This window comes from Pseudomonas sp. CP4 (assembly GCF_047758505.1).
GTDB classification, from domain to species: Bacteria; Pseudomonadota; Gammaproteobacteria; order Pseudomonadales; family Pseudomonadaceae; genus Aquipseudomonas; species Aquipseudomonas fluorescens_AO.
Genome location: NZ_CP180489.1, coordinates 4,803,440 through 4,819,886, shown reverse-complemented (window position 1 = coordinate 4,819,886; position 16,447 = coordinate 4,803,440). Strand labels below are relative to the sequence as shown.

15 protein-coding genes and 2 pseudogenes are annotated in these 16,447 nt (G+C 59.3%); 6 read left to right on the top strand and 11 right to left on the bottom strand.

Annotated elements, in window-relative coordinates:
• The first annotated feature begins 138 nt into the window (after positions 1-138).
• Complete coding sequence (alaC, locus tag ACMYUN_RS21665) at positions 139-1,356, top strand: alanine transaminase (RefSeq protein ID WP_415761728.1); 1,218 nt, start codon at positions 139-141, stop codon at positions 1,354-1,356.
• 180 nt (positions 1,357-1,536) lie between these two features.
• Here alaC and ACMYUN_RS21660 read toward each other — a convergent pair whose 3' ends face one another.
• Positions 1,537-2,889, bottom strand: coding sequence for a GntP family permease (locus tag ACMYUN_RS21660; RefSeq protein WP_129997473.1), 1,353 nt, complete (start codon positions 2,887-2,889; stop codon positions 1,537-1,539).
• A gap of 82 nt (positions 2,890-2,971) precedes the next feature.
• A complete protein-coding gene (locus ACMYUN_RS21655) occupies positions 2,972-3,505 on the bottom strand; it encodes a gluconokinase (protein WP_039758072.1) in 534 nt (177 codons plus the stop codon).
• A gap of 216 nt (positions 3,506-3,721) precedes the next feature.
• Here ACMYUN_RS21655 and ACMYUN_RS21650 point away from each other — a divergent pair, with 216 nt between their 5' ends.
• A complete protein-coding gene (locus ACMYUN_RS21650) occupies positions 3,722-4,753 on the top strand; it encodes a LacI family DNA-binding transcriptional regulator (protein ID WP_415761727.1) in 1,032 nt (343 codons plus the stop codon).
• A 139-nt stretch (positions 4,754-4,892) separates the two neighbouring features.
• Here the strand turns inward: ACMYUN_RS21650 and ACMYUN_RS21645 are convergent, their stop codons facing one another.
• Entirely contained in the window at positions 4,893-5,765 is an 873-nt protein-coding gene (locus tag ACMYUN_RS21645; protein WP_415761726.1) for a LysR family transcriptional regulator, read from the bottom strand.
• A 122-nt stretch (positions 5,766-5,887) separates the two neighbouring features.
• On the opposite strand from ACMYUN_RS21645, the gene ACMYUN_RS21640 reads away from it, so the two are divergent.
• From ACMYUN_RS21640 to ACMYUN_RS21630, 3 genes are all read left to right on the top strand, one after another.
• Entirely contained in the window at positions 5,888-6,328 is a 441-nt protein-coding gene (locus ACMYUN_RS21640; RefSeq protein ID WP_129997476.1) for a PACE efflux transporter, read from the top strand.
• A gap of 125 nt (positions 6,329-6,453) precedes the next feature.
• On the top strand, positions 6,454-7,878 hold the full coding sequence (locus tag ACMYUN_RS21635; protein ID WP_415761725.1) for an MFS transporter: 1,425 nt from the start codon (positions 6,454-6,456) through the stop codon (positions 7,876-7,878).
• A 237-nt stretch (positions 7,879-8,115) separates the two neighbouring features.
• Complete coding sequence (locus ACMYUN_RS21630) at positions 8,116-8,490, top strand: hypothetical protein (RefSeq protein ID WP_415761724.1); 375 nt, start codon at positions 8,116-8,118, stop codon at positions 8,488-8,490.
• Between the two features lie 53 nt (positions 8,491-8,543).
• Here the strand turns inward: ACMYUN_RS21630 and ACMYUN_RS21625 are convergent.
• The 6 genes and pseudogenes from ACMYUN_RS21625 to ACMYUN_RS21600 all read right to left on the bottom strand — a co-directional run.
• Positions 8,544-8,969 (bottom strand): annotated as a pseudogene (locus tag ACMYUN_RS21625) (methyl-accepting chemotaxis protein); the annotation flags it as partial.
• 165 nt (positions 8,970-9,134) lie between these two features.
• Positions 9,135-9,758 (bottom strand): annotated as a pseudogene (locus ACMYUN_RS21620) (PAS domain-containing protein); the annotation flags it as partial.
• Positions 9,759-10,415: 657 nt separating this feature from the next.
• On the bottom strand, positions 10,416-11,429 hold the full coding sequence (locus tag ACMYUN_RS21615) for an ABC transporter substrate-binding protein (protein WP_415761723.1): 1,014 nt from the start codon (positions 11,427-11,429) through the stop codon (positions 10,416-10,418).
• Positions 11,426-11,953 carry a sigma-70 family RNA polymerase sigma factor gene (locus ACMYUN_RS21610; protein WP_415761722.1) on the bottom strand — a complete coding sequence of 176 codons (528 nt, stop codon included), beginning with the start codon at positions 11,951-11,953 and terminating at the stop codon, positions 11,426-11,428. Before ACMYUN_RS21610 ends, ACMYUN_RS21615 begins: the two co-directional genes overlap by 4 nt.
• Positions 11,954-12,066: 113 nt before the next feature.
• Positions 12,067-12,858, bottom strand: coding sequence for a phosphate/phosphite/phosphonate ABC transporter substrate-binding protein (locus ACMYUN_RS21605; RefSeq protein ID WP_415761721.1), 792 nt, complete (start codon positions 12,856-12,858; stop codon positions 12,067-12,069).
• Positions 12,859-12,993: 135 nt separating this feature from the next.
• On the bottom strand, positions 12,994-13,935 hold the full coding sequence (locus tag ACMYUN_RS21600; protein ID WP_415761720.1) for a fatty acid desaturase: 942 nt from the start codon (positions 13,933-13,935) through the stop codon (positions 12,994-12,996).
• A gap of 322 nt (positions 13,936-14,257) precedes the next feature.
• On the opposite strand from ACMYUN_RS21600, the gene ACMYUN_RS21595 reads away from it, so the two are divergent.
• The gene (locus tag ACMYUN_RS21595) at positions 14,258-14,674 is read left to right on the top strand and encodes a GNAT family N-acetyltransferase (protein ID WP_415761719.1); all 417 of its coding nucleotides are present in this window, start codon (positions 14,258-14,260) and stop codon (positions 14,672-14,674) included.
• A 121-nt stretch (positions 14,675-14,795) separates the two neighbouring features.
• Here ACMYUN_RS21595 and def read toward each other — a convergent pair whose 3' ends face one another.
• Both def and ACMYUN_RS21585 read right to left on the bottom strand, forming a co-directional pair.
• A complete protein-coding gene (def, locus tag ACMYUN_RS21590) occupies positions 14,796-15,335 on the bottom strand; it encodes a peptide deformylase (protein ID WP_039758091.1) in 540 nt (179 codons plus the stop codon).
• Positions 15,332-16,288, bottom strand: coding sequence for a YihY/virulence factor BrkB family protein (locus ACMYUN_RS21585; RefSeq protein ID WP_123443670.1), 957 nt, complete (start codon positions 16,286-16,288; stop codon positions 15,332-15,334). Before ACMYUN_RS21585 ends, def begins: the two co-directional genes overlap by 4 nt.
• Positions 16,289-16,447: the final 159 nt, after the last annotated feature.

Below are 16,447 nucleotides of genomic sequence, written 5' to 3'. Positions count from 1 at the left end.
TGACCGATTTTCCTTGAAAAAAATGTTTACAAGCGCGCTGGACAGTATGCCATCACTGCCCTTATCTTCCGCCACAGGTCACCGCAGTGACCAGCGTCGCTCGGACGGTTCCGGGCGCTTACGTTATCCGAGGCAACAATGGCCGAACAAGGTTCGCCGCGCCGCTTTGCGCGCATAGATCGACTCCCCCCTTACGTTTTCAACATCACCGCCGAGCTGAAAATGGCCGCTCGCCGCCGTGGTGAAGACATCATCGACCTGAGCATGGGCAATCCCGACGGCGCCACGCCGCCGCACATTGTCGAAAAACTGGTGCAGGTCGCCCAACGTGAGGACACCCACGGTTACTCGACGTCCAAAGGCATACCGCGCCTGCGCCGGGCAATTTCCAACTGGTACAAGCAGCGCTACGAAGTCGATATCGACCCGGAAAGCGAAGCCATTGTCACCATCGGTTCCAAGGAAGGCCTGGCGCATTTGATGCTGGCCACCCTGGATCAGGGCGACACGGTGCTGGTGCCGAACCCGAGCTACCCGATCCACATCTACGGCGCGGTGATTGCCGGCGCTCAAGTGCGTTCGGTGCCGCTGGTGCCGGGGGTGGATTTCTTCGATGAGCTGGAGCGGGCGATTCGCGGTTCGATCCCCAAGCCGAAAATGATGATCCTCGGCTTCCCGTCGAACCCGACCGCGCAGTGCGTGGAGCTGGATTTCTTCGAACGGGTGATCGCCCTCGCCAAGCAGTACGACGTTCTGGTGGTGCACGATCTGGCTTACGCCGACATCGTTTACGACGGCTGGAAAGCCCCGTCGATCATGCAGGTGCCGGGGGCCAAGGACATTGCGGTGGAGTTTTTCACCCTGTCCAAGAGCTACAACATGGCCGGCTGGCGCATCGGTTTCATGGTCGGCAACCCGGAACTGGTCAGCGCCCTGGCGCGGATCAAGAGCTATCACGACTACGGCACTTTCACGCCGCTGCAAGTGGCGGCGATTGCCGCGCTGGAAGGCGATCAACAGTGCGTGCGCGACATCGCCGAGCAGTATCGCCAGCGTCGTAACGTGCTGGTGAAGGGTCTGCATGAGCTGGGCTGGATGGTCGAGAATCCAAAGGCCTCGATGTACGTCTGGGCGAAGATTCCCCAGGCCTATGCGCATCTGGGTTCGCTGGAGTTTGCCAAGAAACTGCTGGCCGAAGCCAAGGTCTGCGTCTCGCCGGGTGTGGGTTTCGGTGAGTACGGCGACGATCACGTGCGCTTTGCCCTGATCGAAAACCAGGATCGCATTCGCCAGGCCGTGCGCGGGATTCGCGGGATGTTCCGCGCGGATGGGTTAGTCGCAAAAACTGGCGGCTGACACTAATCCCTGTGGGAGCGAGCTTGCTCGCGAAGGCGTCGTGTCAGCCACATCAATACTGACTGAACCACCGCTTTCGCGAGCAAGCTCGCTCCCACAAGGGTTTTGTGCTCAGGCTTGATATCTCCACCCACAAAAAAACCGCATCGCTGCGGTTTTTTTGTGCCTGCAAAACGCCGTTTAAACGAACAGCGACAACAGCAGGATAAAGCCCAGGCCCACTACCGACAGAATGGTTTCCATCGCGGTCCAGGTCTTGAAGGTTTCGGCCACGGTCATGTTGAAGTACTGCTTGACCAGCCAGAAACCGGCGTCGTTGACGTGGGACAGAATCAGCGAGCCGGCGCCGGTGGCCAGCACCAGCAGCTCACGGTTGACGCCCGGAATCATCCCGACAACCGGCACCACAATGCCAGCGCCAGTGATGGTCGCCACAGTCGCCGAACCGGTTGCAATGCGGATCACCGCCGCCACCAGCCAGGCCAGCAGGATCGGCGAGATCTGCGCGCTGACCGCCATGTGGCCGATCACGTCACCCACTCCGCTGGTCACCAGCATCTGCTTGAAGCCGCCGCCGGCACCGATGATCAGAATGATCGCAGCGGTAGGCGCCAGGCTTGCGTCGAGCCATTTGAGCATCTGTTGCGAACCGATGCCCTGCTTGTAACCGAAGGTGTACAGCGACAGCAGCAACGCCAGCAGCAGTGCGGAGATCGGGTGACCGATCATGTCCATCCAGATACGGAAGAAATGACCGTCCGGCAGTGCCACGTCAGCAAAGGTTTTCAGCAACATCAGGAACACCGGCAGCAGCACGGTGACCAGGGTGATGCTGAAGCTCGGCAGGTTGGCCGAATCGTTTTCACGGGCCAGTTGATCGACCAGTTCCTGATTCGGGTGACCGGGAATGTGCTTGGCAATGAAGGTACCGAAGATCGGACCGGCGATGATTGCCGTAGGCAGTGCGACGATCAGACCGTAGAGAATGGTCTTGCCGATATCAGCGCCGAATACGCCGATGGCCAGCAGCGGGCCCGGGTGCGGCGGCACCAGACCGTGCACCGCAGAGAGGCCGGCGAGCAGCGGGATACCGATCTTGATGATCGACACACCGGTACGACGGGCGACGATGAACACCAGCGGAATCAGGAGCACGAAGCCGATTTCGAAGAACAGCGGAATGCCCACCAGGAACGCGGCGAACATCATTGCCCACTGGACTTTGTCCTTGCCGAAGGCGCGAATCAGCGTCTGGGCGATCTGATCGGCGCCGCCGGATTCGGCCATCATCTTGCCGAGCATGGTGCCCAGGGCGAGGATGATGCCGACGAAACCGAGCACGCCACCAAAGCCGTCCTGGAACGCCTTGATGATGGTGTTGATCGGCATGCCGGAAGTCAGGCCGAGGAAGGCGGCGGCGATGGTCAGGGCGATGAACGGGTGAATCTTGAATTTGGTGATCAGGATAATCAGGCCGATTACCGTGACCACCGCATCGAGCAGCAGGAACGTCTCGTGGGACATGCCAAACATGGGGGGTGTCTCCTGGATTGTTGTTGTTATTAAAGCGGGTTGAACAGAAGTCGGGAGGACAGCGCTGTCTTTTTCAACATACTCATACCGCCTGTTTCAGACCGTTGGCCTGCCACCAGACGTGAGCCTGCAGGGCCAGCTCTTCGACGCTGTGAATCGAGGCATTGAGCGGCAGGGTCAGCGGCTCGCCCTTGGGCGATTCGAGGGTGGCGAACTGGCTTTCGATCAATGTCGCCGGCATGAAGTGGCCCGGGCGGTGCGATACACGCTCGGCGGCGACTTCCGGGGTCAGTTCAAGAAACACGAAACCGAGGCCCGGCAAGGCGCTGCGCAGGCGTTCGCGGTAACTGTGTTTAAGGGCCGAGCAGGTCAACACCGGGCGCTGGCCTTGGGCGTCGACGCGACGCAGTTCATCGCACAGGCTGTCGAGCCACCCGGCGCGGTCTTCGTCGTTCAGGGGGATCCCCGCGCTCATCTTTTCGATGTTCGCGGCCGGATGAAAAGTATCGCCTTCAATGGCAGTGGCGCCGCTCAAATGGCACAGGGCCTGGCTGACGCACGTCTTGCCGCAACCGGCAACGCCCATGATGACCAGGGCGGTGATGGGATGACTCATATAACACCTCAGCGCGCAGACAGCGCTACCTTTGCTAGCTATGACTCTAGTGCACAGGCAGAAGTTGCCGACGCCTTCTTGTCGTTTTTTTGGGTTGCAGCAGGTTCGTTCCCGACGCCAAAGCGCGCAGATCAGGCAGGATCGCGCTCACGCATTTGCAGCTGCATCAGGACAGCGCTACCTTAGTGCCTTGATTTTTGTTTGGCAAGCCGCCCGATGACCTCCCCCAAGAACGATAAAAATACCCGCACCACCGGCCGTCCGACCCTCAATGAAGTAGCCCGCCTGGCCGGCGTCAGCCCGATCACCGCCTCCCGCGCCCTGCGCGGGGTGAGCACAGTGGCCACCGAACTGGTGGAAAAAGTGCAGAAAGCCGCGCTCGAACTCAACTACGTCGTCAACCCGGCCGCCCGCGCGCTGGCCTCGGCGCAGAGCCATTCGGTTGTCGTGCTGGTGCCGTCGTTGTCCAACCTGCTGTTCATCGACACGCTGGAAGCCATTCATCGGGTGCTGACGCCCAAAGGCTTCGAAGTACTGATCGGCAATTTCCACTACTCGCGCGATGAAGAAGAAAACCTCCTGCGCAACTACATGGCCTATCAGCCACGCGGGTTTCTGCTGACCGGTTTTGATCGCACGGAAAGTTCGCGACGAATGATTGAAGTCAGCAACATTCCCTGCGTGTACATGATGGAGCTGGACAGCGCCGCCGGGGTCAATTGCGTGGGCTTTTCGCAATTGAGCGCGGGTGAAACTGCCGCCGAACACCTGCTATCTCGCGGGCGCAAGCGCTTGGCCTACATTGGCGCGCAGCTGGATCAGCGCACCTTGTTGCGCGGAGAGGGCTTCCGCAAAGCATTGCAGAAGGCGGGCCGCTACGACCCGGATCTGGAAGTGCTGACGCCACGTGCTTCATCGGTGGGCTTGGGCGGAGAGTTGTTTTTGCAGTTGCTGGCGGCGCATCCGGACGTCGATGCGATCTTTTTTGGTAACGATGACCTTGCCCAGGGCGCGCTGCTGGAAGCGTTGCGTAACGGCATCAAAATTCCCGAGCAGGTGGCGATCCTCGGTTTCAATGATTTGCCGATGTCCGAACACATGGTCCCGCGCCTGAGCAGCATCAACACCCCGCGTGAGGCGATCGGCCGACGCGCGGCGGAGCAGATGCTGACGTTGATGGCGGGCAACAAAGTGGCGCGGCCGGTTGAGGATATGGGGTTTGAGCTGAAGGTGCGCGAGAGTACCTGACCCTTCACAAATGCTGAGTTGCAACACAACCCTTGTGGGAGCGAGCCTGCTCGCGAAAGCGGTGGGTCAGTCAGCATAGATGCAGCTGACACGACGCCTTCGCGAGCAGGCCCGCTCCCACAGGGGATCTCTACCCAGTTCAATGGCTGAGCAGGTCCACCAGGGCCTGCGCGCCCTTCTGCAAGGGCTGGCTCTTGAGCCACACCGCGTGCACCGGCAGCACCAGGCCATTTTCGATGTTGCGAAAATTCAGCCGTTTCAAGCGCCCGGCCTCGAGCCACGGCTGCACCACCGACAGCGGGAAATTACCCCAGCCCAATCCCGCTTCGACCATTTCCATTGCCGTCTCAAGATTGTCCGTGCGCCAGTAGGATTCAGCCACCAACGGCCGCGTCTCGCTGATCGGCAAGTCGCGGCTGGCGACGATGATCTGGCGCACGCGCACCAGGTCTTCGAGAAACACATCGCGCCCTTGCAGCAACGGACTGTCCGCCGCCAGCGTGGCGATCATGCGTTCGCTGCCGACGAACTGAAAACGCTCCAGCGCATTCACGCTCAAGCCAGCGAAGGCCAGGCACACGCTGATCCGGCCACTGTGCAACATCGCCAGCACATCATCCTGTGGCGCAGTCAGCACTTCGATGTCGAGCAACGGATGCCGCTCGGCAATCACCTTGATCGCTGCCAGCAAGCGGCGTCGATCAATGTCCGCAACCACGCCGACCGACAATCGGCTTTCCAGCCCCAGCGACAACTCCACCGCGTGCACTTGCAGCTGCTTGAGCTGCTCGGCGATCAGTCGCGCGTGCGGCACCAGCGACTGCGCGATCGCCGTGGGTTGCGGCTCGCGATGGCTACGGTCGAACAACGGGTAACCAAGTTCCGCTTCAAGATTGGCGATGCCCATGCTCACCGCCGACGGCACCTTGCCCAATTGCCGCGCGGCAGCGGAGAACGAGCCGCGTTCGATCACCGCGAGAAACAACTCAATGCTGTCGCTACTGAAATTCAAATGCCCCACCTATCAACAAAACTGAAAGCTACCAACTTTTTCTGTCAGGCCTATTGAAGCTATCTTTCGCCGCCTTCGCCAGCCCTGCTGGTCAACATTCGGCAAGAAAGAGGCAAATCTGCATGCAAGGCGTGAAACGCAAACTGGTCTACGTGTCGCTCTACGAGGTGATCGGCATGACCTTCTCGGCCCTCGGTCTGGCGTTGTTGTCGGGTACATCGCCGGGCAGCACCGGGCCGCTGGCGGTGATCATCACCAGCATCGCCGTGACCTGGAATTTCATCTACACCTCGCTGTTCGAACGCTGGGAAAGTCGCCAGGTCTCGCGCACCCGCACAGTGAAACGGCGCATCGCCCATGCGGTCGGCTTTCAATTGACGCTGATCGTGTTTCTGATTCCGCTGATCGCCTGGTGGATGAACATCAGTCTGGTGCAGGCATTCCTGCTTGATCTGGCCCTGATCGTCTTCATCCCGTGCTACACATTCATGTTCAACTGGCTGTTCGACCGGATCTTCGGCCTGCCGAACTCGGCGCTGCCGGATTCTGCCGCTGCGGCATAAATCGCTAATTCGTAAGCAGATATTGCGAGAAATTAGCGGTTCAACCTGTTAAACCACCGACATTCACAATCCGCAAACACCGATAGCAGGCTAAGCTTTTCCATCAATAAAAAATGGATCAGCTTATGACTGCTCACGCTCCCGCCGCCGCGCCTGGTGATGGCATCGACCCGGTACGCGCCGCCGAAATTTCCGCCCGCATCGATCGGCTGCCCGCCGTCGCCACCCTCTGGCGTTTGGTGGCGCTGCTGTCGATCGGCGGATTTTTCGAACTCTACGATCTGTTCCAGACCGCCTACATCAGTCCTGGGCTGATTCGCGACGGCTTGTTCGCCACGGGCAAGCAAGGCGTGTTCGGTTTCTCTGATCAGGCGGCGTTTGCCTCGGCGACGTTCCTCGGCCTGTTCCTCGGCGCCAGCCTGCTCAGTCCGCTGGCGGATCGTTTCGGTCGCCGGGCGATCTTTACCTTCGCGCTGATCTGGTACACGGCGGCGACAGTGCTGATGGGCATTCAGACTTCGGCGCTGGGCATCATCGGTATGCGTTTTCTGGTCGGCATCGGCCTCGGTATCGAGCTGGTGACCATCGACGCTTATCTCTCGGAACTGGTGCCCAAACGCATGCGCAGCTCGGCGTTTGCCTTTGCGTTTTTCGTGCAGTTTCTCTCGGTGCCGGCGGTGGCTTTGATGTCATGGTGGCTGGTGCCGCAAGCGCCATTCGGCGTGTCCGGCTGGCGTTGGGTGGTTTTGGCCAGCGCAGTGTTTGCGCTGTTCATCTGGTGGCTGCGCAAGCGCTTGCCGGAATCGCCGCGCTGGCTGGCGCAGCATGGTCGCTTCGATGAGGCCAACCGCATTCTCGATGACCTCGAAGCGCGCTGCGCCAAGGACCACGGCAAAGCGCTCGATATGCCAGAACCGGTGCCGGTCGATGTCGAAGGCAAGGGCCGTTTCGCTGATATCTGGCAGCCGCCCTACCGGCGTCGCGCATTGATGCTGATCGTCTTCCATATCTTTCAGGCGATCGGCTTCTTCGGTTTCGGCAACTGGTTGCCGGCGCTGCTTTCGGGCCAAGGCGTGAGCGTCACCCACAGTCTGATGTACGCCTTCATCATCACCCTCGCCTACCCGCTCGGGCCGTTGCTGTTTGTGAAGTTCGCCAACCGCTTCGAAAACAAATGGCAGATTGTCGGTTCGGCCCTTGGCGCGATGACCTTCGGCACCCTGTTCGCCCTGCAGACCAGCGCGTTCGGGCTGATTTTCTGCGGCGTGATGATCACCTTCTGCAACGCCTGGCTGAGCTTCAGTTATCACTCCTACCAGAGCGAACTGTTCCCCACCAACATCCGCGCCCGCGCGGTCGGGTTCTGCTATTCGTTCAGTCGCTTGTCGACCGTGTTCAGCAGTCTGCTGATCGGCATGTTCCTGGATAATTTCGGCACGCCGGGCGTGTTGGCTTTCATTGTTTGCAGCATGCTGATCGTGATGTTGACAATCGGTGGCTTTGGTCCGCGCACGCGAAATCTGGCGCTGGAAAACATTGCTCATCGTTGAGGTGGTACCGGTCATCCTATGCCGCCTGACGCCAGCAGATGACCGCTGCAAAAGCTGATTTAAGATTGAGCTTTTGCCTGTGCGGCATGGCATCAAAGGTCGATAGCGGCTTCTAACCACTCGTCGGATCAGGGCGCTGACCTGTCAGGTTTGACAGTATCGAAACAAGGTAAAGCACTGTTCACTGCACCTGTGCAGGAAATCGATTCCTGCACATCAGTCGAACAGGAGTTCATCATGAGCACGACAGGCAAACTTTCCGTCATACGTTCTATCGACTCGACAGAAGTAGAGAATTGGACAACAGATTTCGTCACTATGGAACTGGGTGCCTTTGCTGCATCAACGAAAGGCCGCCCTCCAAGCGTTACCATTTTTTATGGCGAAGCGTTAGAGGATAAATTCCATAACCTTAATTTGGATCCTGCTACTGGGACAAAGCTGGAATACGTCTCTGCGGAAGGAAAAACTTTCAGCGCAACCGGAACCGTCAAGGTTACGGTCAGTGGGTATCAGTCCCAACAGGTAGGTGAGATCGATGCAATTCTCACTGACACAGACGGTCGGAACTTCCAACTGAAAGGCACTTACGACGGTAAAAAACCTCTTTAACAAGCATCTCGGCAGTCTTGAAAAAAAGGGTCGTGAATCGACCCTTTTTATTCTTAATTGAGTTGCAACGTCTCATTGAACTGGCTGATCGCATCCACCACATGCCGCGAGCCCTGCTGAATCTCCAGAATCACCTCACCCGCCTCGTTCGCCAGTTCTACGCCGAGCCCGGTTCGGCTCAGGCTCGACTGCATGCTGGATACCGCGCTCAGCGACAGGTCATGGTTCTTGCGCACCACGTCGACGATTTCCACCGTCGCCTGACTGGTCCGTGCGGCGAGGCTGCGCACCTCATCGGCAACCACCGCGAAACCGCGTCCATGTTCACCGGCCCGCGCCGCTTCGATCGCTGCGTTGAGCGCCAGCAAATTAGTCTGATCGGCAATGCCGCGAATGGTCTGGACGATGCTGCCGATGATGTCCGACTGTTTGCTTACCGCATCGATGCTCACCGCCGCTTCGTTCAGATCGCGGGAAATGTCCTGGATGATCTGCACGGTTTGCTGCACCACTTGTGAGCCTTTCTGCGCGCATGCGTCGTTTTGTACCGAGGTGCTGTGGGCCGATTCCGCGGCGTTTTGCAGGGTGGTCATCTGTTTGGTGATGTCACTGGCGAACTTGACCACTTTGTACAAGCGGCCCTTGGCGTCGAACAGCGGGTTATACGAAGCCTCCAGATAAACCATCTGCCCGGACTTGTTCTTGCGCTCGAAACGGTGCGAGTGATATTCGCCGCGATTGAGTGAAGCCCAGAACGCCTTGTATTGCGCGGATTCAGCTTCGGCGCGGTGACAGAACAGGCTGTGGTGCTGGCCGACAATTTCAGGGTGCGCGTACTGCATGGTCTGCAGGAAGTTGTCGTTAGCGCGGATGACATGGCCTTCGGGAGTGAACTCGATCACCGCCATGGAACGACCGATCGCCGCCAGCATGGCTTCTTCTTCATGTTCTTTGTTGATGCGCGCGGTGATGTCCGCCGCGACTTTGATCACACTTCTGACCTGTTTGTCGGGCCCGAACACCGGCATGTAACTGGCTTCAAGCCAGATCTCCCGGCCGCTCTTGTTCAGGCGCAGAAAAGTGCCGCTGAGCGGTTCACCACGAGCCAGGTCGCGCCACAACTTCGCGTAGTCCTCGCTGCGATAAAAGCTTTCTTCACAGAAAATCCGATGGTGTTTGCCGCGCACTTCTTCGGCGCTGTAGCCCATGGTCTTGCAGAAGTTCTCGTTGGCGTCGAGAACGATGCCGTCCGGAGTGAACTCGATCATCGCCATCGAGCGGCTGATCGCTTCGATTTTCGCGTTGGCCTCGGTCAGCGCACAGCTGAAACGCTCGATTTCCCGCAGGTCAGCCTTGTGATGTAGGTTGAACATGGTCGTATCACCTTCCGCGCGTTCTTTTGATTTGATGAAAGTTCAGGTCTTGCAAGATCCATCACTACGTTCCACAGAACAGGCACACGCCGTCCTCCACAGGAGGAAGTTGTCAGGTGATAAATGATGATCAATCGGAGGGTTCGTGCAGCGACGCTCTGATCAAGACATCCTTTTCTTGATAGCCCGCATGCGGGCCAGCCCTAACGCGTAGAAGAACTTCCATTTAGGTGACGCTCCTTGTTGGTTCAGTGTCGGTGCCTTGGGTTGCGCACTCTGGCAGCATGAATCACGGACCAGCCTGTGCCGTCGGCGCGCTTGGCATGACGGTCGACATGGTTAGTTACCTGCAACTATAGCCAGCCCGACGTCGGGCGCAAGGCCATTAGTCGGCCAGTATCTGGCATTTTTTGCACAAGAAACGGTTCAGCGCGAAGAGATTGGTGACCAAGGCAGACGCTTTCGCGAGCAGGCTCGAACGCATTCCAAATGTGGGAGCGGGCTTGCTCGCGAAGACGTCATGAGAAGCACCGCAAAAACATCAGAAAAGAACTACAAACTCCCATTCACCTTGGCCGCCACCTCCCCCGGCACCCAAACCGTCCACACCTGCGGCTGATCACGCAAAAACGCCTCGGCCACCGCCCTCGGCCGCAGACGTTTCTCACTCATCCCCGCCAATGTCTGGTTAAGCAGATCAATCGGCAGATCGACTTTTTCAAAGAACGCGACCAACTCCGGGTACTGCGCCTTGAACGGTGCCGACACGCCGATCGCTAGGCTCGCCGGCATCGAACGCGTGCCCTTCGGATTCGGATTATTGGCGTCGGCCAGGGTCTTCCACGCCTCGGCGTCAAACGGCGGCTCTTCGAGTTTCACCAGTTTGAAACGCCCGAGCAGCGGCGTCGGCGACCAGTAATAGAACAGCACCGGTTTGCCGCGTTTGAACGACGACCCCACCTCGGCATCCAGCGCCGCGCCAGAACCGGTGCGGAAGTTGACGAAGCTGTCAGTCAAGCCATATGCCTTGAGCTTCTGGCTGTTGACGATTTCCGAAGTCCAGCCGGTCGGGCTGTTGAGAAAGCGTCCACGGCCCGGGTCTTCCGGATCGCGGAAGACATCCTTGTAGCGCGGCAGGTCGGCGACCGATTTCAGCTCCGGCGCCAGCGCCTGGATCCCGCGCTCGGGGTCACCCTTGATCACATATTCCGGCACCCACCAGCCTTCGGTAGCACCTTTGACCGTGTCGCCGAGGCCGAATACCTTGCCCTCGGCGGCAGCCTTGACCCACGCCGGACTGCGCCCCGCCCACTCTTCGCCGATCACCTGAATATCGTTTTTTGCCAACGCCGCCTCCAGGCTGACGGTGCTACCGGGCATCGTATCGGTCGGATAGCCGTAGCCTTTTTCAACGATCAGGCGAAGCACTTCGGTGATGAAGCTGCCGCTCTCCCACGTGATATCGCCGAAGTGGATGGGTGCGGTTTTCTCCGCCGCAGAAACAGCGCCGACGCTCAGGCTAAGCGCCAGCAGCGTGCGGCCGAGCAGGGTTTTGATCGATCTCATGCGGACCTCTTTTCTTCCAGGAATTGATTGGCGCTGTGGCGATCGCACAGCGCTTGGGAACGCGCCATGTACACGCTGACTGAACGTTGCGAGATGCCCAGTTCGGCAGCGATTTGCGGGTAGGTCAGGCCATCGATACGCGCCAGCAGGAAGGTCGAACGAACCTTGCTCGGCAAGCGATGCAAGCTGAGGTCAAGGCGTTCGAGGGACTGCGAGAACTGTGCGAGGTCTTCAGGCGAAGCGGCGACGTCAGGGTCGGACTGCTCGAGATGGCGACGCTGCAGATCCGCACGGCGCCAGTGCTGATAGAGCAGACGCTGCGCAATCGTCGTCAGCAGGGCGCGAGGTTCGCGAATGGCCGTCAGCGACGGGGCTTCGAGCAAACGGGCGAAGGTTTCGCCGGCGATGTCTTCAGCGCCGGACACGTCACGCAGGTGTCGACGCAGGTAATGGCAGAGCCAGCGATGGTGTGCACGGAACAGGCGTTCCACGGTGTCACGATGGGCATGATCGGTCCCGGACATAAGGGCTCCTGGGCTAGGGTCGCTGAATGTCCGGTGTTCCGGTGGCGCGATCGTAGCAAGGCGCCTTATGCGTTAATAATATTTAAATCTTATTTTTATATTCGATTAGTGAATTAGCGCAGCAGACCGTAGCCTTGCGCTTCAGCGTCTCGCTGGTAATCGAGCAACACGTCATAGTCGCTTTCCGTTGCCGGCTGAATGTCAGCCAAACCCAAGGTTTGCACAACACCAGGCAATTCATGCAAAGAGTCATTCATCACTTGGAGCAGCCGTCCGACCTGCGCGTCGCTGGCTCCGGCAGCGGTAATGAACGGCAGTGTCGGACTCAACGCACTGCGCGCAACCACGCGCAAATCGCAGACTTCGTCCGGCGCGTGGCGGGCGATATAAGCAAATGTGACGCTATCGATCGCGGCCAAGTCGGCGAGGTTTTCGCGCAGCCAGCGCAGGCTCTCGCGGTGACCGCCACTGATGCCGACACGGGCGAAAAACCGGCCGTTTTCCTGCAGGGGCGCCAGACGCTGGCGCAACAGGTTCATGCCGCTGTTGGAATCTTCGCTGTTGATCACGCCCCGGCTGTGACGAAAGTCGCCAAGCGCGTAGCGCGGGTCAGCGGCGCGGCCAAGGATCAGGCTGCAATGCTCGCCGCCACTGGCGTCAGGCAGTTCATAGCGCGGCCGGCCGATGACGCGCACCCGGCCACGCAACGCGGTCATCAGCGGATAGCCGCAGGTCTGGGTGAGCAGCAGATCGGGTGATAACCACAGTTCGGGCAGTGTCAGGTTTGTCGCATCGAGACGGCTGTGGCCCAGGTGTTCAACGATGCGCGCCAGCCACTGCTCGTTGGCCACGCGGACGGGCTCGGGAGCTGGGTACATCAGTAGTTCGGCGTGGTGTTGGGTCATCGAAGCTTTTCCAGTGAAATACCCTGTGGGAGCGAGCCTGCTCGCGAAGGCTTTGTCCCATTAAGAATCATTTTGGACTGATACACCGCTTTCGCGAGCAGGCTCGCTCCCACAGGGTTTTGTGGCGTGTCAGGATTAATGAAATGGATGCTCTGGGCTGTCGATCGCTCTTAAGCCATTGCGCCGCCAAAACTGCCCATAACCGCGCAAGACAAACCCGCCGCTGCGCGCGATCCAGCGTTCCCGGTGCATCCGGTAAACCCTGGGCAAGTCGTACCACGCCAGCCCCGGCAAGTCGTGATGCACCAGATGGAAATTCAAATTGAGAAACAGCCAGCGCCATGGCCAGCCGGCTTCGTTGAGCACGGTGCGCTGCTCGGGATGTACATGCGGTCGATGCTCGTGAAACGAACGAATCATCGCGATCGACAGCGCCGGCACGCTGATCAGGAACAGGTAATGCCACACCGGCAGAATGCTGAAGCGAGCAACGAAACCCAGCATCGGCAGAGTGACGCAACCGTGGGTCAGCCACATCCGCCAGGCTTGTGGATCAGCGTTTCTCAAGCGCTGCAGCTCTTCCAGTGCTAACGCCGTCAACGCCAGTGGCGCACCGATCACAAAGCGGCCCAGCAACGTCTTGTTCAGCTGGTGCAGGCTGCGCTCGAACATCGAACCGCCCTGCCAGTTCGCAGAGGTCAGGTAGCGACTTTCCGGATCGACACCGGGCACCGTCAGATCGTCGTCACGGTGATGGCGCAAGTGGCTGTCGCGATACAGCGTGTACGGATACCACACGGCAAAAGGCGCGTAGCCGAGGATTTTATTGACGAGGGTTGAGCGGGTCGGATGGCCGTGGAGCAGTTCATGCTGCAGCGACAACCACAACACCAGCAGCGGAATCAGCAGCAACGTGCTCAAGCCGCGTCCCAGCCAGGCGCTGTTGAGGAGGATGGCGAACCAGCCGGCGTACACACCGATCAGCAACAGCCAGGTCGGCCATTCGCTGCGGGCGGTGAAGCGCTGGCGCAGGGTCTCGATCTGCTGGCGATGCTCGGCATCGAAGTAAAAAGCCATGGCGTTGCTCGGAACGGGAATCGTCCCCTTCTGTGCAACGAGGCGGTGGAATCTTGCAGATTATTTTCTTGATGGCGTGGAAGCCCGAGGGACGGGCTTCCGAAGGGTTGATCAATGGCCGAAAATGTCGACTTTCCTGGCTTTCTTCTCGGCGCGTTTTTCAATCGCAGTCTTGGCCGGTTTCTTCTTCGCGGCTTTCTTTGAATCCATACCTTTGGACATGATCGGTACTCCACTCACAGGGATGTGAGATCAGGTATACACCTATCCCGAGCCGCGCGTTCTTTTATAATCGGCGCTTTTCGAACCGACAGTCCGAACCATGTCCGACATCCACTACAGCCAGCTCGACGAATCGTTGTGGCCGCTGATGAACAAGTTCTACCGCAGCCACCAATCGTCGATGAAAGCCGTGCGCGAGGCGCAGCTGTGGGTCGCAAGGCGCGGCGAGATTGTAGCGGCGCTGTGCCTGCGTCCGGTATCGGGCGGACATTGGCTGACGGGGTTGTTTGTCGATCCGCAGTGTCGTGAGCAGGGCGTCGCTGCGCAGTTGATGGCCGCGGCGGTTGCTCAGGTGAACGAGCCGGTGTGGCTGTTCTGCCATCCGGATCTGCGCGGGTTTTATGAGCGGCGCGGCTTCAGGTTCGACCCCGCGTTGCCGCAGGCAATGGCCGAGCGGTTGAGGCGGTATGCGCGGAGCAAGCCGATGATTGCGATGGGGCTCAATCCTGCAGCCTGACGCAATTCCCCTGTAGGAGCGAGCCTGCTCGCGAATGCGGTGTGTCAGCGCCGAATCTGGTTCTGATACTCCGCATTCGCGAGCAGGCTCGCTCCCACAGGGATTGATGGTGTTCTGACAATCAGTCGTCAGCGTTGGGATCAAGGTCCGGGAACAGCACTTCGGTAAAGCCGAACTTGCTGAAATCGGTAATCCGCGACGGATACAGCCGACCGATCAGGTGATCGCATTCATGCTGCACCACTCGCGCATGAAACCCCGAGGCCACGCGCACGATCGGCTCGCCCTTCGGATCGAAGCCTTCGTAGCGAATCTGCTGATAGCGATCCACCGCGCCGCGCAGGCCCGGCACCGACAGGCAGCCTTCGAAACCCTCTTCCATCAACGGATTCAACGGCGTGATCAGCGGGTTGATCAGGATCGTCTGCGGCACTGCTTCAGCATCCGGGTAACGCTCGCTGTGTTCGAAGCCGAAGATCACCAGTTGCAGGTCGACGCCGATCTGCGGCGCCGCGAGGCCAACGCCGCCGACGCTTTCCATGGTCTGGAACATGTCGTCGATCAGTTGCCAAAGCTCGGCGCTGTTGAACATTTCCGGCGGTACCGGCGGGGCGATGCGCAGCAGGCGCTCATCACCCATTTTCAGAATTTCACGAATCATGGTCGCGCTTCATCAGTGTCCGGCTTGAGCGAATGATCGCGGCCCAGGCCCGAGACGTGTTGTTTGGTGGATTCGTCGGGCTCGCCAGGGGCTTTTTCGCCCTTGTCCTTGCCTTCGGCGGACATGTGCTCGATCACCGCATTCATTTCCGCGCCGAGCAACAGCACCGCGGCGGAGATATAGAAATACAGCAAGAGCACGATGATCGCCCCGATGCTGCCATACATCGCATTGTAGTTGGCGAAGGTTTTCACGTAGAAGGCAAACCCCAACGAGGCGAGGATCCACACCACTACCGCCAGCACCGAACCTGGCGTGATGAAGCGGAAGTCCTGTTTGACGTCGGGCATCACGTAATAGATCAGCGCCACCGCGACCATCATCAGAATCACGATCACCGGCCAGCGCGCAATCGTCCACACCGTGACGATGAAGTCTTCCAGCCCCACTTGTGCGGCAATCCAGCCCATCACCTGCGGCCCGAGCACCATCAGCGCGGCGGCAATCAGCAGCATGCCGGCGATGCCGACGGTGTAGACGATCGACAAGGGGAAACGCTTCCAGATCGGCCGGCCTTCGACCACGTCGTAAGCGGCGTTCATTGCGCTCATCATCAGGCGCACGCCGGCGGATGCGGTGTACAGGGCGATCACGATACCGATGGACAGCAGGCCACCCTTGGATTGCTGTAACTGGTCGATCACCGGGTTGACCTGTTCCAGCGCCTGCGGCGGCAGGACCAGTTCGGATTGCAGGCGCAGCCAGGAGAAAAAGTCCGGCAGGTGCAGGAAACCGATCAGGGCGATCAGGAAGAGAATGAACGGAAACAGCGAGAACAGCATCTGGTAGGCCAGTGCCGAGGCGTAGGTCGACATTTCGTCATCGACGAACTCAGTGACCGTGCGCACCATCACCCGGTGCAGGGGCAGACCTTTCATGTCCGGAAATATCATTCGCGTCTCCTTGCGCCGCAAAAGGTTGAAGTCGTGGCGACTCAGGGGCCGTTATTTACCTCAAGGTAGCCTGTTTGACGAGCCTTTGGCGGATGACCGCAGGGTTCTGATACAGAAACGGCCATCCTTGGATGGCCGCTCGTGTGATTCGTTCAAGGC